The organism is Enterobacter sp. 301B, assembly GCF_003850715.1.
GTDB lineage: Bacteria > Pseudomonadota > Gammaproteobacteria > Enterobacterales > Enterobacteriaceae > Enterobacter > Enterobacter intestinihominis.
The window spans coordinates 21,332-40,031 of sequence record NZ_PQTC01000001.1; the positions used below are offsets into that span (position 1 = coordinate 21,332).

General features: G+C 57.9%; 16 protein-coding genes. 9 read left to right on the top strand and 7 right to left on the bottom strand.

The genetic code is table 11. The annotated features are described in order from the left end of the window. Positions 1-7: 7 nt before the first annotated feature. From C3451_RS00115 to C3451_RS00145, 7 genes are read right to left on the bottom strand one after another with little or no spacing between them, the layout of a single operon-like run. Complete coding sequence (locus C3451_RS00115) at positions 8-940, bottom strand: ABC transporter ATP-binding protein (protein ID WP_045622710.1); 933 nt, start codon at positions 938-940, stop codon at positions 8-10. Beyond that, positions 933-1,919 (bottom strand): ABC transporter ATP-binding protein, encoded by a 987-nt coding sequence (locus tag C3451_RS00120; RefSeq protein WP_022648186.1) that lies wholly within the window; start codon positions 1,917-1,919, stop codon positions 933-935. The genes C3451_RS00115 and C3451_RS00120 overlap by 8 nt, the downstream gene beginning before the upstream one ends. Next, entirely contained in the window at positions 1,916-2,812 is an 897-nt protein-coding gene (gene ddpC, locus C3451_RS00125) for a D,D-dipeptide ABC transporter permease (protein ID WP_045622709.1), read from the bottom strand. Before ddpC ends, C3451_RS00120 begins: the two co-directional genes overlap by 4 nt. Then, positions 2,809-3,831 (bottom strand): ABC transporter permease, encoded by a 1,023-nt coding sequence (locus C3451_RS00130; protein WP_003857077.1) that lies wholly within the window; start codon positions 3,829-3,831, stop codon positions 2,809-2,811. Before C3451_RS00130 ends, ddpC begins: the two co-directional genes overlap by 4 nt. 23 nt (positions 3,832-3,854) lie before the next feature. Next, positions 3,855-5,387, bottom strand: a complete 1,533-nt coding sequence (locus tag C3451_RS00135) for an ABC transporter substrate-binding protein (protein ID WP_063139078.1) — start codon at positions 5,385-5,387, stop codon at positions 3,855-3,857. 15 nt (positions 5,388-5,402) lie between these two features. Then, a complete protein-coding gene (ddpX, locus tag C3451_RS00140; RefSeq protein WP_023306242.1) occupies positions 5,403-5,975 on the bottom strand; it encodes a D-alanyl-D-alanine dipeptidase in 573 nt (190 codons plus the stop codon). A gap of 12 nt (positions 5,976-5,987) precedes the next feature. Next, the gene (locus C3451_RS00145) at positions 5,988-6,842 is read right to left on the bottom strand and encodes a MurR/RpiR family transcriptional regulator (RefSeq protein WP_045622706.1); all 855 of its coding nucleotides are present in this window, start codon (positions 6,840-6,842) and stop codon (positions 5,988-5,990) included. Positions 6,843-7,109: 267 nt separating this feature from the next. Here C3451_RS00145 and C3451_RS00150 point away from each other — a divergent pair, with 267 nt between their 5' ends. The 9 genes from C3451_RS00150 to C3451_RS00190 all read left to right on the top strand — a co-directional run bounded on the left by C3451_RS00150 (position 7,110) and on the right by C3451_RS00190 (position 18,697). Next, positions 7,110-8,606, top strand: a complete 1,497-nt coding sequence (locus tag C3451_RS00150; RefSeq protein ID WP_063139079.1) for an alpha/beta hydrolase — start codon at positions 7,110-7,112, stop codon at positions 8,604-8,606. Between the two features lie 66 nt (positions 8,607-8,672). Beyond that, positions 8,673-9,884, top strand: a complete 1,212-nt coding sequence (locus C3451_RS00155) for a diguanylate phosphodiesterase (protein ID WP_045622704.1) — start codon at positions 8,673-8,675, stop codon at positions 9,882-9,884. 88 nt (positions 9,885-9,972) lie between these two features. Beyond that, on the top strand, positions 9,973-10,869 hold the full coding sequence (locus tag C3451_RS00160; RefSeq protein ID WP_045622702.1) for an aminoimidazole riboside kinase: 897 nt from the start codon (positions 9,973-9,975) through the stop codon (positions 10,867-10,869). A gap of 171 nt (positions 10,870-11,040) precedes the next feature. Continuing rightward, positions 11,041-12,558, top strand: coding sequence for a carbohydrate porin (locus C3451_RS00165; protein ID WP_045622700.1), 1,518 nt, complete (start codon positions 11,041-11,043; stop codon positions 12,556-12,558). A 66-nt stretch (positions 12,559-12,624) separates the two neighbouring features. Then, entirely contained in the window at positions 12,625-13,995 is a 1,371-nt protein-coding gene (locus C3451_RS00170; protein ID WP_003857085.1) for a sucrose-specific PTS transporter subunit IIBC, read from the top strand. After that, a complete protein-coding gene (locus C3451_RS00175; RefSeq protein ID WP_045622698.1) occupies positions 13,995-15,401 on the top strand; it encodes a sucrose-6-phosphate hydrolase in 1,407 nt (468 codons plus the stop codon). Before C3451_RS00170 ends, C3451_RS00175 begins: the two co-directional genes overlap by 1 nt. Before the next feature lie 28 nt (positions 15,402-15,429). Beyond that, a complete protein-coding gene (locus C3451_RS00180) occupies positions 15,430-16,446 on the top strand; it encodes a LacI family DNA-binding transcriptional regulator (protein ID WP_045622696.1) in 1,017 nt (338 codons plus the stop codon). A gap of 95 nt (positions 16,447-16,541) precedes the next feature. Continuing rightward, the gene (locus tag C3451_RS00185) at positions 16,542-18,092 is read left to right on the top strand and encodes a methyl-accepting chemotaxis protein (protein WP_045622694.1); all 1,551 of its coding nucleotides are present in this window, start codon (positions 16,542-16,544) and stop codon (positions 18,090-18,092) included. A 191-nt stretch (positions 18,093-18,283) separates the two neighbouring features. Then, positions 18,284-18,697, top strand: a complete 414-nt coding sequence (locus tag C3451_RS00190; protein ID WP_045622692.1) for a hypothetical protein — start codon at positions 18,284-18,286, stop codon at positions 18,695-18,697. The last annotated feature ends 3 nt before the right edge of the window (positions 18,698-18,700 follow it).

The following is an 18,700-nucleotide window of genomic DNA, read 5'->3' on the forward strand; positions in this document are numbered from 1 at the left end:
CTCATTTTTAACGGTTACGCCAGCAGCGCACGCTTCGGCTTGCGGAAGAGGGCTGGAGTTGTTGCGGCTGTTCACATCCCTGCGTCGCCAGCGAACAGCGGTCGCGGAAATAGCACCCAACGGGCAGGTGGCGATTACCGGGAAGATCGGTTTTTCGCAACGCAAGATCCTCATCCAGCGGTTCTCCGGTCCGGGGAACGGAGTCAAGCAGCAGCTGCGTATACGGATGGCGCGGCTGACCCAGCACCTGGTCCGTCGGCCCCAGTTCCACGATTTGCCCCAGATACATTACCGCCACCCGGTCGCTCATGTGCCGGACCACCGAGACGTTGTGCGAGATCAGCACGTAGGTCAGATTTCGCTGCTGTTGCAGGGCAACCAGCAAATTGAGGATCTGTGCCTGGACGGAAATATCCAGCGCGCTGGTGGGTTCATCCAGCACGATGATGTCCGGATCCGAAGAGAGCGCCCGGGCAATAGCGATGCGCTGGCGCTGTCCGCCCGAAAACGCATGCGGCAGGCGGTCAAGATATTCCGCTCGAATCCCAACCTGCTGCGCCAGCGTTTCAGCCAACTGACGACGCTCCCGTTCGCTGCGACGTTGACGTTGCTGTATCCACACCGGCTCGGTGATGGTGCGCCAGACGGGTAAACGCGGATCGAGGGACGAGAGCGGGTCCTGAAATACCATCTGCATACCACCCGCCGCATTCGCGCGCTGACAGGCACCGGTACTCGGTTTGAGAATGCCCATCAGCAGCTGCGCCAGCGTGCTCTTTCCACAGCCGGATTCCCCCACAACGCCCAGCGTTTCGCCGCGATGGATCCGGAGATCCATGCCGTTAAGGGCGTGTACCTGTTCCGTCACGCGCCCCAGCCAGTTTTTGCGCGCAGGAAAATTCACATGCACGCTATCCAGTTCCAGCAGTACCTCAGACATGGCGTCTCTCCTGTTGTGGGTACCAGCAGGCAGCCTGCTGGCCTTCTGCGCCCGTGGAAATTAAGCGCGGCGTTTCGCTGCATTTCGCCCCGGCAGCAAAACAGCGTTCGCGAAAAGCACATCCGCGCGGGAGGTGGCTGAGGTTAGGTACCGTGCCGGGAATGGCCGGGAGGATCTCGCGCGGTTCACCATTTTCCGGGGCACACCGCAGCAGGCCAATCGAATAGGGGTGCACAGGATGGTGGATCAAGGTCTGCGTGCTGCCGCTTTCGATCACGCTGCCCGCGTACATAACGTACATCCGGTCACAAAGCTGCGACACCACCGCCATATCGTGACTGATAAACAGCACCGACGTTCCGCTGGCGCGCGCTTTATGTTTCAGCAGACGCAGCACCTGAAGCTGGACGGTCACATCCAGCGCGGTAGTGGGTTCATCAGCGATGATCAGCTCCGGCTCGCAGGAGAAGGCAAGGGCGATCATTACCCGCTGGCGCATACCGCCGGAAAGCTCAAACGGATAGCGATCCATTACCTGCGCCGCATCCGGGATTTGCATCTCGCCCAGCAGGGAGATCGCCTTCTGCCGCGCGTCGCGGCGGGAAAGCGACTGATGCTGGCGGATCACCTCCACCATCTGCCTGCCAATCCGGCGCGTGGGGTTAAGCGCCGTCATCGGCTCCTGAAAAATCATCGCCACCCTGGCGCCGCGCCACTGACGAAGCTGTTTTTCCGACGCGTTCAGCACATCTTCCCCGAGCAGCGTGACACGGCCATGGTGAACATGGTAACTGCCTTCCGGCAGCAGGCGCATCGCCAGCATCGCGGTGACCGATTTTCCCGAGCCGGATTCGCCCACCACGCCGACAATTTCACCCCGGCCAATCTCCAGCGAGACGTGGTTGAGCGCGTGGACGTCACCGCGAAAAATGGGGAAGCTCAGGTGCAAATCTTCAATCGATAATACGGAATCACTCATGACTGCTTCCCTCCTGATTTGGGATCCAGCAGGTCGCGAAGACCATCGCCAAACAGATTAAAGCCAACCGCCGTGATCAGAATTGCCGCCCCCGGAAACGCGCAGTACCACCACTGGTCAAGCACGTAGTTACGCCCCACGGCCACCATTGCCCCCCATTCGGCGGTCGGCTGCTGCGCGCCTAATCCAATAAAGCCCAGCGTGGCGGCCATCAGAATGGCGCTGCCGATATCCAGCGACGCTTGTACGATCAGCGGCGGCAGGGCGTTACGCAGGATATGCCAGCGGATCAGGTGCCAGCGCGATGCGCCAAAGGTGCGGGCGGCCAGCACGTAGGTGAACTGGCGCACCACCAGCGTTTGCCCGCGTGCCAGCCGCACGTAAAACGGAATGCGTACAATCGCAATCGCCAGCATCGCGTTAAACAGGCTTGGGCCGAGCGCGGCGGCCAGGGCCATCGTCAGCACCAGCGAGGGGATGGAGAGCATAATGTCCATGATGCGCATAATGATGGCGTCGCCGCGCCCGCCAAGTACGCCGGACAAACAGCCGAGCAGCGAACCGATGCCGCCCGCAATCACCACCACCGCCAGCCCCGCTGTGATGGACTGCTGGCTGCCCACCAGCACGCGGCTGAACAGATCCCGGCCCACCTCATCGGTGCCAAACCAGTGCTGGGCTGACGGTGCCTGCAAGCGCGCGGTCAGATCCAGCGCGTTCGGATCGTGCGGGACTATCCACGGCGAGACCACCATCATCAGCAGCATCACGATCATAATGACCCCGCCGATCAGCGTGAGCGGGCTTTTGCGTAACATCCAGAACAGCTTTGCCCAGTTGATGCGCTGTTTAGCGGTGCTGACAGGGACGGGCGTTTCCTGAGTTAACATCATTCGGCACCTCCGCGCCCGATTCGCGGGTCGATCCACAGATACAGCAGATCCACCACCAGATTAACGAAGACATAGGCCAGCGATACCACGACCGCGAAGCCCATGACGGCGGGGAAGTCCAGCGCCTGAATGGAGGTCACCACCCAGGCCCCCATTCCCGGCCAGGCAAACACGGTTTCGGTAAGGACGGCCCCGTACAGCAGATCGCCCAGCGCCAGCCCGAGCACGGTAATGGAGGGGATCATGGCATTGGGTAAGGCGTAGCGCAGGACGATGTACCAGCCCGGCAACCCGCTCGCGCGGGCGGTACGAATATAATCCTCGCTCAGTTGCTCCAGCATCGCGGAACGTACCTGACGCGCCACAATACCCAGATGCACAAAGGCCAGGGTCAGGGAGGGTAAAATCAGGTGCTGCAGGGCGTTGAAAAACACCTCGCCGTTGCCTTCCAGCAGAGCGTCCAGCAGATAAAAACCGGTAACGTGGGCGGGCGGATCGAGCCAGTCGTCCAGCCTGCCGCCGCCGGGCAGAATTTGCAGTTGCCCGTAGAACAGAACGATAACTCCCAGTCCCAGCCAGAAGGCAGGCGTCGAGATGCCCGTCATCGCCATCAGTCGCACCAGGTGATCCAGCCAGCGGTTACGGTACACCGCCGATAAAATGCCCAGCGGCACGCCAATCACCAGCGCAAGCAGCAGGGAGCAAAAGGCAAGCTCCAGCGTGGCGGGGAAAAAAGCTTTCAAATCTTCCGCAACGGGGCGACCGGTGCGAATAGACGTGCCCAGATCGCCATGTGCCAGCGCCTCAACGTAGCGGCCAAACTGAATATAGAGTGGTTGATCCAGCCCCAGTTGCTGGCGGATGCCCTGCACGATTTCATCGCTGGCGCGATCACCGGCCAGCAGGCGGGCCGGATCGCCGGGGATCAGGTGTGAAATAATAAAAGTAATAATACAGACACCGGCCACCACCAGGATTAACCCCCAGCAGCGCTGGCGCACAATGCTCCAGAACGTCATACACTTCCCCCCGGCGTGGGCCGTTACTTACTCATGGTGGCGATGTTAAAGACCTGCTCAAGCATCGGATTAAAGGTGAAGCCTTTGACCTCTTTGTTCATCGCCAGCTGGTAGTTCTTCTGGAACAGATAAACGTAAGCCGCCTCGTCAATCACCACTTTCTGCGCCTGCTGATAATCTTTGGTGCGTTCCGCCTGATCGGTGGTTTTCAGTGCCGCCTGCAACAGCGCATCGACCTCTTTGTTCACATAGAATGAGCGGTTACCCGGCAGCCCTTTTTTGTCCGATTCGAACCAGTAGTTCATGAACATGTACGGGTCAGCGAAGTCCGGGCTCCAGTTACCAATCGCAATGTCATAATCACCTTTGCCGACGCGGTCGCGCATGGTGGCGTTCGCCAGTTTCTCGAGCTTGACGTTAATCCCCAGCTTGCCCAGGCTCGCCTGCGTGGAGAGGGCGATAGGCTCCCAGTTCGGGTCGTTATCGGAGTAGAGGAACGTCAGGCTGGCAGGTTTATCTTTGACTTTCTCCAGCGCCGCTTTGGCTTTGGCCTCGTCAAAGCTGTACTGCATGGCGTTCGCATCGAAGCCCCACATGCCCTCCGGGATCGGGCCGCGCATCTGCTTGCCGTTCCCGCTGAGAATGCCTTCCACCATCCCCTGGTAATCGGTCGCCCAGGAGACCGCGCGGCGCAAATCCACCTGATTCATCGGAGGCTTACTGTTGTTCAGATAGAGGTAGGTCACCCGCAGGGACGGGTATTCCGCCACGGCCACTTTGCCTTCCTGCTTCAGAGCAGCAAGCTGATCCACCGGCAGGGCGTCGGCGATATCCAGATCGCCACGGGAAAGTTGCAGGCGACGCGAGGCGCTTTCACCGATAATCTTCACCGAGACGCGCTTAAAGTGCGGCTTTTCACCTGGCCAGTGTGGGTTGGGCTCCATCACCAGCTGTTGACCTTTCCGCCAGCTTTTCAGCATAAACGGTCCGGAACCCGCGGTGTTTTGCGCCAGGAAACCGCGTGCGTCGTCGGCGGCATTGGCCTTCAGCACCGCCGGGTTGACAATCGACGCGCCGTCATTTGCCAGCGTGTAGAGGAACGGGGCAAACGGCTGGCTGAGGGTGAATTTCACCGTATGCTCATCCACCGCGTCCACTTTCAAATCTTTCGGGAACGCTTCGGAAGGTCCCTGGTTGATTTTAAGCAGACGTTCAAACGACAGCTTGACCGCTTCGGCGGTCACCGGCGTGCCGTCGGAGAATTTTGCATTATCTGCCAGGGTGAACGTCCACACTTTCTGGTCGTCTGACGCCTTCCAGCCCGTCGACAGATCGCCTTCCACCTCCGTGGTGCCAGGCTTGTATTTCACCAGACGCTGGTACGAGGGGTAGGTCACCGTCCAGTCGTTGTTATCGATAGTGACCGCCGGATCCAGCGTTTGCGGATCGGCAGCTTTCCCTATCACCAGCATATCTTTTGGCACCGCCGCCAGAGCGGGAAGGGTGCTCAGGGCGAGCGTAGCGGCAATCAGGGTAGTAAGCAGCGTTGTTTTCATGGCCGGGCTCCAGAATTACAGTGAGTGTGTGATCGGATAACAGGCGAACTGGTCATCTAACAGCGGATAGCTGGCGGCGTTCGGCAGCTCGAAATGCCACCACTCGCTGCTGATGCCCACAAAACCGCCGCCGTACATAACGGCGTTCAGGAGCAGACGATTTCGCTGCGCCTCGGGCGGAACGGAAGGGTGCCAGGCGTGAGAACGGTCGTGCATTTCGTCAAACCCGGCGCCCATATCCAGCACGTTGTCGTGTTCATCCATCAGCGTGACGTCAATGGCAGTGCCCCGGCTGTGGTTCGAGCCAATCGCGACATCCACCACGTATTCCGGATTGGGGCAGGCATCCCAGAGTTGCGCCTGTGCCTGCTGTGGGCGGTAGGCGTCGTAGACCACCAGCTTCAGACCGGCCAGCGCGGCGATACTGATCGATTTCGCCAGCGCGGTGGCGGCATCCGTGTGCAGCAGGCACGCGGCGTGCTGATAGATCGGGCGGCCGGTAATGTTATCGGCGGTCGCGTATTTCAGATCGATATGCAACGTGGGAAAAGTTTTCGCCACATCAATCAGTTGACTCTCTTCAGGCATAGCTCCGCTCCTTTAGCGTTCAAATTGACCAAATTCTTGTTGTAGTTGTCGGTTGATTGCCAGACGTTCCGGCAGCGCTTCCCCCAGCGCCTCCACGACGCCCGACAGCAGCAGGTTGAACAGACAGCTCACCGGCGCCAGCGAGTCCCAGAAATGGCCGGTATCGGTCTTCACCTGGAGTAAATCAATCGGGTAATCCCGCGCCCACGGGCACCAGATATCGGTGATCAGCGCCATCGCCAGGCCTTTTTCGCTCGCCACGCGGCAGTACTGGCGGGCAATGGCGGAGTAGGCGCGGGTATCGGTCAGCACGATATACGGGTTAGCAAAGCCGGAGTTAAGCGACTCCACCCAGCTACCGGAGAGCCCTTCGGAATAGCTTACCCGCGGGCGCAGATACTCCAGATGGCTGAAGAACGCATTGGCGATCCCGCGCGTGGACTGGATCCCCAGCACGAAGACGGCGTCGGCATGGGAAAGTTGCTGGACCACCTGCCTGAACGTTTCGCTTTGCGCCAGCTGGTAGACATGGGCAATGGCGTCCACCTCCAGTGACAGGGAGTGCTGAAGGCGATCCGACAGCGGCTGTTGCTGTTTCCAGGAGTCCAGACGCTCGTTAATGCCCCAGGGCTGATGGGGATCGCGCAGGCATTTTTTGGCGTCATCAAGGTTGCGATAGCCCAGCTTGCGCAGAAAGCGTCCGACGGTGATCCCGCTGGTGGCCGTGGCCAGCGCCACGCTCTCAGCCGTTTCAAAAGGGATCTGCCCGACGTGCGCCAGCATCCAGCTTGCCACCCGCTTTTCGCTCGGGGTGAGCTGGCTAAAGGTCGCTTCGATACGGCTCAACACCTCAGGTTTGGTCGTCATACCGCCTCGCTGTTAACTGGCTGTCAAAGGCCGGGTTTCTGTTATCAGATTAACAATGCAGGACGCGTGCCATGTTCACATTGCGGCGAAAACGCGCTGTGCAGCAAAGTTAATGCAATATTTGTTTAACAGATGCTCAACATTTGTGCAGCGTAGTTCACTTTTGGTGCAGTGTCCGGCCTGAGCGATATCTATTTGGTGAATACGACAGCCTCTTCACATTTTTTGGTAAGATGAAAGCTCTGTGGATAAGAGAGGGAGCCTTACATGGCGAATTTGCCCTGGCGGGTCAGCGTGCGCCTGATGGCTCTCGCAAAAAAAATAGCGATGGTCATCGGGATCATTGTGCTCGTTCTGCTGGCGGTGCGGGTTTATCTTTCGCAGCAGGGGCCGGCCCTGCATCACTGGCATACCTGGCGGGCTGACGAAATGTCCGTGCAGGAGATAGATAACGCGACCTTCGCAGCCTATGTCGCGCGGGAAAGCGCCATCTTCACCGCTCTTGATGCTGAGGTGACGGCGAAAGTCACCCCCGCAGAGCGCACGCCGCTGAACCGCTATTACCGTCAGAGCCTGGTGTGGCCAGGACACTTTACTCCGGATGCAAACCGGTCGTTTGTGCTGATGCCTGCCGGAAAGCCGCGCGGGGCGGTAGTGTTGTTGCACGGTCTGACGGATTCGCCCTACAGCGTCAGGCGTCTGGCTGTGAATTATCAAAAGCACGGCTTTGTGGCCGTAGTGCCTCGTTTGCCCGGACATGGCACGGCGCCGGGCGCGTTGACAGACGTTGACTGGGAGGCGTGGCTGGCAGCTACGCGCCTTGCGGTTCGTGAAGCAACACGCCTGACGGGGAACGATCTCCCCCTGCACCTGGTGGGCTATTCCAACGGCGGTGCGCTGGCGATGAAATACGCCCTCGACGCCCTTGATGCGCCTGAACTGCGTAAACCTCAGCAGATCGTTTTGCTCTCACCGATGATTGGCGTCACGGCGTTTGCGCGCTTTGCCGGATTCGCCGGGCTACCGGCTATGTTACCGGCGTTTGCCAAAGCCGCGTGGCTCAACATTTCGCCGGAATATAATCCTTATAAATACAATTCGTTCCCGGTGAATGCGGCACGTCAGTCCTGGCTGCTTACCCGGGCGCTGCATGAGCAGATAAACCGCGATGTTCATGATCACAAACTAACGCAGCTTCCGCCGGTACTGGCGTTTCAGTCGGTCATGGATTCAACGGTCAGTACCCGCGCCGTAGTCAGCGGGCTGTTTGACCAGCTTCCGGCAAATGGCAGCGAACTGGTGGTATTTGACATCAATCAGGCCGGGAGTTTCCGTCCACTGTTCAGGCCATCATCCTGGACGGCGGTGGCTGACCTGCTTCCCGAGGCGAAAAGGCGTTACAGTGTCACAATCGTGACCAATGCCAGCCCTGACAGGTTTGATATGGTGGCAAAGACAACGCCTGCGGGCAGCACCCGGGAAACGGTGACGCCGCTGTCGGTCTCGTATCCGCAGGAGGTTTATTCCCTGTCGCATATTGCCATTCCGTTCCCGCCTGAAGACGATCTGTATGGCCGCCATCCTGAGGTGAAAAACCGCTATGGAATCAGTCTCGGGACGATAGCCCTGTGGGGAGAAACCTCAGTTCTGAGCGTCGGTAAAGATGCGTTAATGCGCGTAACGTCGAATCCTTTCTACGACTATATGCAGACGCGGATCGACAGCCGTCTCGGGGAGAATCTACCCCGAAGTGGAATAGACTAGGCCATCCCAGGGAACTATGTTAAACAGTACCGTTCAGGCGTATACCCCATACCGGACCCCGTTTCTGTGCTGACAACTCTCATTTATCGAAGCCAGCTGAGCTTAACCTGCACCTCCGCAGCGTTAAACTCGCTGGTTGAAAAGGCCAGGATCCGTAATACGGAGCAGGGCATCTCAGGCATTCTTCTCTCCAGTGGACGTGACGTTCTGCAAATTCTCGAAGGCACGGAACAGAACGTCGTCGCGCTTTTTAACACCATCCGTGCGGACAACCGGCATACCGGCGTGGTGGAGCTGATGCGCGATTACGGCCCGCGCAGACGTTTCGAAGACGTGGGAATGCTGCTGTTTGACCTGGATGTTCAGACCCCGAAAGCGGTTCTGGCGTCGGTTCTGCATTACAGCAAGCTGGAAAGCTATCTGACTTCTGAGGATCGGGTCTTCAAATTTATTCAGACCTTTATCACCGGCAAAACCGCTATCCCACCCGCTTCGGACTATGAGCCTGATAAATGGACGCTTTCGCGAGAGCGCGCGCCGTTTGGTAAAGGGTTAGGTCTGCTGGCGGGACAGCCCTGCCAGTTTGCGCTGCAACCCATTGTCGAGCCGTCCGAAGGCAAAATCAGTTCTCTCGAAGCGCTTATACGCGGAAACGACGGCGGCAGCCCGGAGCATTTTTTCCGTAGTCTCGATCGTGAAAAGATATACGAAGTCGATCTGCATACCAAAGCCTGGACCTTTGCGCTGGCGCAAAAGCTGGGCATCGGCAGCCACAAACTGGCGGTGAACCTGCTGCCAATGTCGCTGGTTAACGTGCCGGGTGCGGTAGAGTTCCTGGTAACGCAGATCAAAAAGCACGGTCTACAGCCAGAGCAGGTGGTCATTGAAGTCACTGAGAACGAGATGATATCCGGCTTTAACCAGTTTAACAGCGCCATTAAACAGCTGCGAGCGGAAGGGGTTGGGCTGGCAATAGATGATTTTGGTTCCGGCTATGCCGGTCTGTCGCTGCTCACCCGGTTCCAGCCGGATAAGCTCAAAATCGACAGGGAGATCGTCAGCGATATTCACCAGAGCGGACCCAAGCAGGCGATTGTGAAGTCGATAATCAGCTGCTGCACCGATCTGGAGATTACGCTGGTCGCAGAAGGCATTGAGAAGGTAGAAGAGTGGTGCTGGCTTGAATCCGCCGGTATTCGCCGCTTCCAGGGCTTTTTGTTCGCCCGCCCGCAGCTCAATGGCGTGGGTGATATCCACTGGCCCCAACGGGTAGGTTAAGCAAATTTTCCCTCGCCATATTTCCCCGACACCCTGCCTGTGCTTAAATAGCTAAACCGGTTTAACATGATTTAGCTAAGAAGGTGATATGGAGACGATCTGGGTACTTGGCGATGCAGTGGTGGATCTGTTGCCCGACGGAGAGGGCAAACTGCTGCAATGTCCGGGCGGCGCACCGGCCAACGTCGCGGTTGGGATTGCGCGTCTGGGCGGCAGAAGCGCCTTTATAGGCCGGGTGGGCGACGACCCCTTCGGGCGCTTTATGCAAAAAACGCTTGCGGATGAGCAGGTTAATACAGAATGGCTGAGACGGGATCCGCGGCATCGCACCTCCACGGTGGTGGTGGATCTCGATGACGACGGGGAACGTTCCTTTACCTTTATGGTTCGCCCGAGCGCTGATTTATTCCTCGACTCTGCCGATCTCCCGCCATTCCGCGCCGGGGAGTGGCTGCACGTCTGCTCTATCGCGCTTAGCGCCGAACCCAGCCGTTCCGCGACGTTTCAGGCGATGGCCGCTATCAGACTGGCGGGGGGATTCGTCAGCTTTGACCCCAATATCCGCGCCGATCTCTGGCACGATGAAGTCGAGCTGCGTCAGTGTCTTGAGCGGGCATTAGCCTGTGCAGATGTGGTGAAAATCTCGGTGGAAGAGCTGGCGTTCTTGACCGGAAATGCGCAGGTCCATGAGGGGCTGGCGGCGCTAATGCGCACCTGTCCGGCCAGGCTGGTGCTGGTGACGCAGGGAAAAGAGGGTGTGACCGCCTGGCAGGGAGGCGCGTTGACGCACTATCCTGCATCACCCGTGGAATGCATTGATACCACCGGTGCGGGGGATGCTTTCGTCGCCGGGCTGCTGTTCGGTCTGGCACGTCATGGCCAGGCCCGTCTCTCAGAGGTCATCACGTTAGCGCAGCGCTGCGGAGCGCTGGCGACAACCGCAAAAGGGGCAATGACCGCGCTGCCTTATCATCACGAACTGTAATTCACATCGCCAGGCCTCCGGTCGGGGGCCTGAATTGTCGCCTCGATCACACTTACTAAAACGGTTTAGCAAAAAACGTTGCCGATTCAAAATTTAACGGTTTAGTATCACTAACCTAAACCGGTTTAGCAATTTAGCACTTTTACCGATAGTTATTAGGGATGCGACAAAATGTATAAAAAACGCAGACTTGCCGTGATGATAGGCATGCTGGCCGGCAGTACCTCTGTTTTCGCCCAGACGGATATGACCCGTATCGAAGCGCGCCTGGCAGCGCTGGAGCAGCGTTTGCAGGAGGCGGAAACCCGTGCGCAGGTTGCTGAAAAACGCGCCACGGCAGCGGAACAGAAAACGCAGCAACTGGTGGCTGCGCAGCAGGAAGCGCAAACCTCCACACAGGCGGTGGCGCAACGTACCACTGCGCTGGAAGAGAAAGCCGATCGGACAGGCGGTTTTGAGTTTCACGGTTACGCCCGTTCCGGGCTGCTGATGAACGACGCTGCCTCCAGCAGCAAAAGCGGTCCTTATCTGACACCCGCCGGGGAAACGGGTGGGGCCATCGGGCGTCTGGGGAACGAAGCGGATACCTACGTTGAGCTGAATGTTGAGCACAAACAGACGCTGGAAAATGGCGCGACGACGCGCTTTAAGGCGATGCTGGCCGACGGTCAGAAAACCTATAACGACTGGTCGGCAGACAGCAGCGACCTGAACATTCGTCAGGCCTTTGCCGAGCTGGGCAATTTGCCGGACGTTACCGGCGCGCTGAAAGGCAGCACCTTCTGGGCGGGTAAGCGTTTTGACCGCGACAACTTCGACATTCACTGGCTGGATTCCGACGTGGTATTTCTCGCCGGGACCGGCGGCGGCGTCTACGACGTGAAGTGGAACGATACGCTGCGCAGTAACTTCTCCCTTTATGGCCGTAATTTCGGCAGCGAAGAGGAGATCGACAACAACGTTCAGAACTACATCTTAAGCATGAACCACTTTGCCGGGCCGGTGCAGATTATGGTCAGCGGCTTACGGGCAAAAGATAATGACGACCGTAAGGACAGCAACGGCGATCTGATTAAAACCGATGCGGCGAATAACGGGGTGCATGCGTTGGTGGGTCTGCATAACGAGAGCTTCTACGGCCTGCGGGAAGGTTCCGCCAAAACGGCGCTGCTTTACGGCCACGGTCTGGGGGCCGAGGTGAAAAGCATTGGTGCAGACGGCGCATTGCTGTCAGAAGCCGATACCTGGCGTTTTGCAAGTTACGGTGTCACGCCGCTGGGCGGTGGCTGGCACATTGCGCCCGCCGTGCTGGCGCAAAGCAGTAAGGACCGCTACGTGAAGGGCGACAGCTATGAGTGGGTCACGCTCAATACGCGTCTGATCAAAGAGGTGACCCAGAATTTCGCCCTCGCGTTCGAAGGCAGCTATCAGTACATGGATTTAAGCCCGGAAGGCTACAAGGATCGCAATGCGGTTAACGGTAGCTTCTACAAGCTGACCTTCGCCCCGACGTTAAAGGCGGGCAAAATTGGCGATTTCTTCAGCCGTCCGGAGCTGCGCCTGTTCGCCACCTGGATGGACTGGAGCAGCAAGCTGGATAACTACGCCAGCGATGACGCCTTTGGCAGCAGCGGCTTCAACGCGGGCGGGGAATGGAACTTTGGGGTGCAGATGGAAACCTGGTTTTAACCCTTCACGCTCCCGCATCGCGGGGGCGTTTCGAACACCATAAAAAGAGGTCAGGAAGAGGTATCTATGGATTTTAATCATATTGCGCGCGAGCTTATTCCGCTGCTCGGTGGCAAAGAGAACATTGCCAGCGCGGCACATTGCGCCACGCGCCTTCGTCTGGTGCTGGTCGATGATGCGCTTGCCGACCAGCAGGCTATCGGCAAGGTTGAAGGTGTAAAAGGCTGTTTTCGAAACGCCGGGCAGATGCAGGTGATCTTCGGCACCGGGGTGGTGAATAAGGTTTACGCCGCGTTTATTCAGGCGGCAGGGATTAGCGAGTCCAGTAAATCGGAAGCGGCGGATATTGCAGCCCGCAAGCTGAACCCGTTCCAGCGCATCGCGCGTCTGCTCTCCAACATCTTCGTGCCGATTATTCCGGCGATCGTGGCCTCGGGTCTGCTGATGGGCCTGCTCGGGATGGTTAAAACCTACGGCTGGGTTAATCCGGATAACGCGCTCTATATCATGCTGGATATGTGCAGCTCGGCGGCGTTTATTATTCTGCCGATCCTGATTGGCTTCACCGCCGCGCGGGAGTTTGGCGGCAACCCGTATCTGGGCGCAACGCTCGGCGGCATCCTGACTCATCCGGCGCTGACCAACGCCTGGGGCGTAGCGTCCGGCTTCCACACCATGAACTTCTTCGGTCTTGAAATCGCCATGATTGGCTATCAGGGAACCGTCTTCCCGGTACTGCTGGCGGTGTGGTTTATGAGCATTGTGGAAAAACAGCTTCGCCGGGCGATCCCGGATGCGTTAGATCTGATCCTGACGCCGTTCCTGACCGTCATTATCTCCGGCTTTATCGCGCTGTTGATTATTGGCCCGGCGGGACGCGCGCTGGGCGACGGGATCTCCTTTATTCTTAGCACCCTGATTGCCCACGCGGGCTGGCTGGCCGGGCTGTTGTTTGGTGGGCTCTATTCGGTGATTGTCATTACCGGCATTCACCACAGCTTCCACGCTATTGAGGCCGGACTGCTGGGTAACCCGTCGATTGGCGTGAACTTCCTGCTGCCGATCTGGGCGATGGCGAACGTGGCGCAGGGCGGGGCTTGTCTGGCGGTGTGGTTCAAAACCCGTGATGCCAAAATCAAAGCCATTACCTTACCGTCGGCGTTTTCCGCGATGCTGGGCATCACCGAAGCGGCAATTTTTGGCATCAACCTGCGTTTCGTGAAGCCGTTTATCGCGGCCCTGATCGGTGGCGCAGCGGGCGGGGCCTGGGTAGTGTCGGTGCATGTCTACATGACCGCCGTTGGGCTGACGGCGCTTCCCGGTATGGCGATCGTTCAGGCCAGCTCGCTGCTCAACTATATTATCGGCATGGTGATTGCCTTTGGCGTGGCGTTCACCGTCTCTCTGCTGCTGAAATATAAGACGGACTCTGAATAATGACCTTACCTTCCCGCTGGCCTGCCGTGTTGCAGGCCGTTATGCAAGGCCAGCCGCGTGCGCAAGCGGACAGCCACTATCCGCAGTGGCATCCGGCGCCGGTGACGGGGCTGATGAACGATCCGAACGGCTTTATCTGGTTTGCCGGACGTTACCATCTGTTTTATCAATGGAACCCGCTGGGCTGCGATCATCGCTACAAGTGCTGGGGACACTGGAGCTCAGCAGATCTGGTGCACTGGCAGCACGAGCCAATGGCGCTGATGCCTGACGAAGAGTATGACCGCAATGGCTGTTACTCCGGCAGCGCCGTGGATAACAACGGCGTGCTGACCCTGTGCTATACCGGCAACGTTAAGTTTGACGATGGCGGCCGCACCGCCTGGCAGTGTCTGGCGGTGCAAAATGACGGCGGCACGTTTGCCAAACTGGGACCGGTGTTGCCCCTGCCGGACGGGTATACCGGGCACGTCCGCGACCCCAAAGTTTGGCGCCATGACGGGCAGTGGTACATGGTGCTCGGGGCGCAGGATCAGCATAAGCGCGGCAAGGTGCTGCTGTTTACGTCAGCCGATTTGCACACCTGGGCGTCCTGCGGCGAAATTGCCGGTCACGGCGTCAATGGACTCACGGACGCGGGCTATATGTGGGAGTGCCCGGATCTGTTTGCGCTTGATGGCACACACGTCTTGATCTGCTGCCCACAGGGGCTGGCGCGCGAACCGCATCGCTATCTCAACACCTATCCGGCCGTCTGGATGAGTGGGGCATTTGATTATCAAACGCCTGCATTTGCGCACGACGAATTGCATGAGCTTGATGCCGGTTTCGAATTTTACGCGCCGCAAACCACGGTGGCAGAAGACGGCCGCCGCATCCTCATCGGCTGGATGGGCGTGCCGGACGGCGAAGAGATGCTCCAGCCTACACGGGTGCACGGCTGGATCCACCAGATGACCTGTCCGCGCGAGCTGCGCTACCGCGACGGTAAGCTCTGGCAAACGCCGGTCCGTGAGCTGGAAACGCTGCGCGAGGATGAACATCACTGGCAGGGACGCGCCAGCGATGCCCCGGTGCTGGAGGGAACGCGTCTTGAGTTCGAACTGAGCGCCTCGTGCGTTAATGTGGATTTTGCCGGCGCGTTGCGGCTGATTGTGGATGATGCGGGGAGCCGTCTGGAACGCGCCAGCCTGGAAACCGGAGAGACGTTGACCCGCTACTGGCAGGGCTCTGTTCATCATTTACGCGTGCTGTGTGACCGTTCCAGCGTCGAAATTTTCATCAATCACGGTGAAGGCGTCATGAGCAGCCGCTATTTTCCTGACCATCCGGCCCAGGTTCGCTTCGAAGGTGCGTCCGACATCACATTACGCTACTGGTCGCTGCGCAGCTGCATGATAGAATAGGGGTTTTGGCAGCCGGATCTAAGTCGTTGTGAGAAAAACAAAACGCGTCACCATTAAAGATATCGCGGAGCTGGCGGGGGTATCAAAAGCCACCGCCAGTCTGGTTCTGAACGGCCGCAGCAAAGAGCTTCGGGTGGCGGAGGAGACACGCGAGCGTGTGCTGGCGATTGCCAAAGAACATCATTATCAGCCCAGTATTCACGCCCGTTCGCTGCGGGACAACCGCAGCCACACCATTGGTCTGGTGGTGCCGGAAATCACCAACTACGGGTTTGCCGTTTTTTCTCATGAGCTAGAGACCCTCTGCCGCGAGGCGGGTGTTCAGCTGCTGATCTCCTGTAGCGATGAAAATCCGGGCCAGGAGACGGTGGTGGTCAATAACATGGTGGCCCGCCAGGTGGACGGGCTGATTGTCGCCTCCAGCATGCTCAACGACGCGGATTATCAAAAGCTGAGCGAGCAGTTGCCCGTTGTGCTCTTTGACCGTCATATGAACGACAGTTCTCTGCCGCTGGTCCTCACCGATTCAATTACCCCAACCGCCACGCTGGTGGCCGACATTGCGCGCCAGCATCCGGATGAGTTCTACTTCCTCGGCGGCCAGCCGCGGCTTTCCCCGACGCGTGACCGTCTGGAAGGGTTTAAGCAGGGGCTGCGTGACGCTGGCGTCGAGTTACGTCCGGAGTGGATTATTCATGGTAATTACCATCCGAGCTCCGGCTACGAAATGTTTGCCGAACTTTGCGCGCGCCTGGGCCGCCCGCCAAAAGCCCTTTTTACCGCCGCCTGCGGTCTGCTGGAAGGGGTGTTGCGCTATATGGGGCAACATAATCTGCTGCAAAGCGATATGCGTCTGGCCAGCTTTGACGATCACTATCTCTATGATTCTCTGACCATTCCTGTCGATACCGTTCGTCAGGATAACCGTCAGCTCGCCTGGCACTGCTTTGATCTGATTGGCAAACTGATTGAAGGGGAAACGCCGGAGCCGATCCAGCGTAAACTGGATGCCACACTGCAACGGCGGTACAAGGTCGTGGAGTGACAGGGTAACGACTGACGGATATATCAATAACTTTAATTAATTAAAGATCGGATTCAGCCGATAACCAAAGGGAAATTAAATCCCTGAGGTGTGTTATGTCGTTGAAAAAATCATCCCTGATTATCCTGTTTTCTCTGCTTTTCTTCTTTGTGGTCAGCACCATCACCAGCGTTGGGCTCATCATTAAAAGTAATACTTCGCTGGATAATGTGAACAAAGAAATTCAGGTGGTCCTGTCCATTATTGATCCCATTAACCATAGCCGAACCCTGCGCGTCAGGGTTATGGAGTATGTAAAAATGGTGGAAGCGGGGGACGCCACCGACTCGTCTGCGAAACTGGCCTCGGTTAAAGAGGCGCTGACCAAAGCCGATAGTGCATTTTCGGCGTTTATGGCCTCGCCGCGTTTGCAGGACGAAGCCCCGCTGGTCACTGCCTACCAGCAGGCGTGGCAAAACTACCGTAACCAGGGACTGGCACCGCTGATTGCCGCTGCCGCCGCTCACGATGTGTCGCGGTTCAACGCTCTTATTCCCGTGGTGTCTCAACTCGATCGCCAATATGAAATTGTGCTCGATCAGGTTCTCTCCGTTCACCAGAAGTACGCCAAAACACTGAACGAGGATGCGAGCCATAATTTTGTGTCGGGTCTGGTTATTATCGCCTGCATTGCGGTGCTGTTCGTGGTGGTGATCCTCGTCGTCAGCCTGCTGATGAAACGCGTGGTCTTTGCGCCAGTGAACCTGGCGCGCGAGCACTGTCGACAGATTGCGGCCGGGAAGCTGGACGTACCGGTACCGATCAAGCGTGATTCCGGGAATGAAATCGATCACCTGATGTCCTCGATGGAGCAGATGCGCCAGGCGCTGCTCTCCACCATTTCTCAGGTGCGCGATGCCAGCCACACCGTAACGCATGCGGCGCAGGAAATTGCCTCCGGCAATATCGACCTGGCCTCCCGTACAGAGCAACAGGCTTCTGCCCTGACCCAGACGGCCGCCAGCATGGAAGAGCTGAGCGCGACGGTGGCGAATAATACCGATAACGTTTTCCAGGCCGGTAAGCTGGTGCAGGATGCCGTGAAAAATGCCCATACCGGTGAAGCGGTAACCCGTGAAGTCATCGAAACGATGAATACTATCGCGTCCAACTCGAAGCGTATTGAGGACATCACCAGTGTCATCAACAGTATTGCTTTCCAGACTAATATTCTGGCGCTGAACGCGGCCGTTGAAGCGGCGCGTGCCGGTACGCAGGGGCGAGGATTTGCCGTGGTGGCAAGTGAAGTGCGCACCCTGGCCCAGAAAAGCGCGGTGGCGGCGAAGGATATCGAAAGCCTTATCGCCCAGTCTGTTTCCAGCGTGAAAAACGGTGCGGAACTGGTGAATCGTTCGGGAGAGGTGATTGATTCTATTATCAGCTCTGTGAATAAAGTGCATACGCTGATGGAACAGATTTCGGTTGCCTCAGAAGAGCAGAGCCGTGGAATTGGTCAGGTTGGGCAGGCCGTAACGGAGATGGACGGTGTGACCCAGCAGAACGCGGCGCTGGTGCAGCAATCCGCCGCAGCCGCGGCCTCGCTGGAGGAGCAGGCGCAGCAGCTGTCGCAGAGTATTTCGAGTTTTCGTCTGCCGGCAATTGCGTGATTAAATGAGGAAGGCTCCTGTTGGAGCCTTTTTAATGTCTGCATTCAGCCGCTGCACAATCTCCTTCAGCCATTACTGTTATCCGTACAAAGCCGCTATCACATAAATTTTATCTTTCCCCGGCAATATTTCTGTTCCTCATCCGTCTACCTCATCAGAGACCATAATCATTCAACATAAACGAGGTACACATGAGAAATTTTGATATGCACGGAAAAGGTCACGGACGTGGTTTGGGCCGCCATCGTATGTACAAGGGCATCGTGATAGGCGCAGTCCTGTTCGTGGTGCTTGGCCTGCTGGTCATGTCCCTGTGGAACGCGTTGCTCCCGGCCATCCTGGGGGTTAAAGCCATTGGCTTCTGGCAGGCGCTGGGGATCCTGCTGCTGAGCCGCATTCTTTTTGGTGGGCTGGGTTTTCGTCCAGGCATGTTCGGTGCACACCGCCGTATGCACGCACAATGGATGAATATGACCCCCGAACAACGGGAGGCCTTCATTCAGCAGCGTCGGGCAGGATTTGGTCGTCACGGTCATTGCCGGTGGCACGATGACCGGGATGAGAAGCGAGATGATAACGCTGCGAAAGCGCCGGAAGCCGAGTGAGCG

Bases quoted from the DNA above. Each gene is read 5' to 3' on its own strand.
- C3451_RS00145 (WP_045622706.1), bottom strand. From the start codon at position 6,842: ATGACGACCAAACCTGAGGTGTTGAGCCGTATCGAAGCGACCTTTAGC.
- C3451_RS00130 (WP_003857077.1), bottom strand. From the start codon at position 3,831: ATGACGTTCTGGAGCATTGTGCGCCAGCGCTGCTGGGGGTTAATCCTG.
- C3451_RS00120 (WP_022648186.1), bottom strand. From the start codon at position 1,919: ATGAGTGATTCCGTATTATCGATTGAAGATTTGCACCTGAGCTTCCCC.
- ddpC (WP_045622709.1), bottom strand. From the start codon at position 2,812: ATGATGTTAACTCAGGAAACGCCCGTCCCTGTCAGCACCGCTAAACAG.
- C3451_RS00185 (WP_045622694.1), top strand. From the start codon at position 16,542: ATGTCGTTGAAAAAATCATCCCTGATTATCCTGTTTTCTCTGCTTTTC.
- C3451_RS00160 (WP_045622702.1), top strand. From the start codon at position 9,973: ATGGAGACGATCTGGGTACTTGGCGATGCAGTGGTGGATCTGTTGCCC.
- C3451_RS00165 (WP_045622700.1), top strand. From the start codon at position 11,041: ATGTATAAAAAACGCAGACTTGCCGTGATGATAGGCATGCTGGCCGGC.
- C3451_RS00175 (WP_045622698.1), top strand. From the start codon at position 13,995: ATGACCTTACCTTCCCGCTGGCCTGCCGTGTTGCAGGCCGTTATGCAA.
- ddpX (WP_023306242.1), bottom strand. From the start codon at position 5,975: ATGCCTGAAGAGAGTCAACTGATTGATGTGGCGAAAACTTTTCCCACG.
- C3451_RS00190 (WP_045622692.1), top strand. From the start codon at position 18,284: ATGAGAAATTTTGATATGCACGGAAAAGGTCACGGACGTGGTTTGGGC.
- C3451_RS00115 (WP_045622710.1), bottom strand. From the start codon at position 940: ATGTCTGAGGTACTGCTGGAACTGGATAGCGTGCATGTGAATTTTCCT.
- C3451_RS00135 (WP_063139078.1), bottom strand. From the start codon at position 5,387: ATGAAAACAACGCTGCTTACTACCCTGATTGCCGCTACGCTCGCCCTG.
- C3451_RS00150 (WP_063139079.1), top strand. From the start codon at position 7,110: ATGGCGAATTTGCCCTGGCGGGTCAGCGTGCGCCTGATGGCTCTCGCA.
- C3451_RS00170 (WP_003857085.1), top strand. From the start codon at position 12,625: ATGGATTTTAATCATATTGCGCGCGAGCTTATTCCGCTGCTCGGTGGC.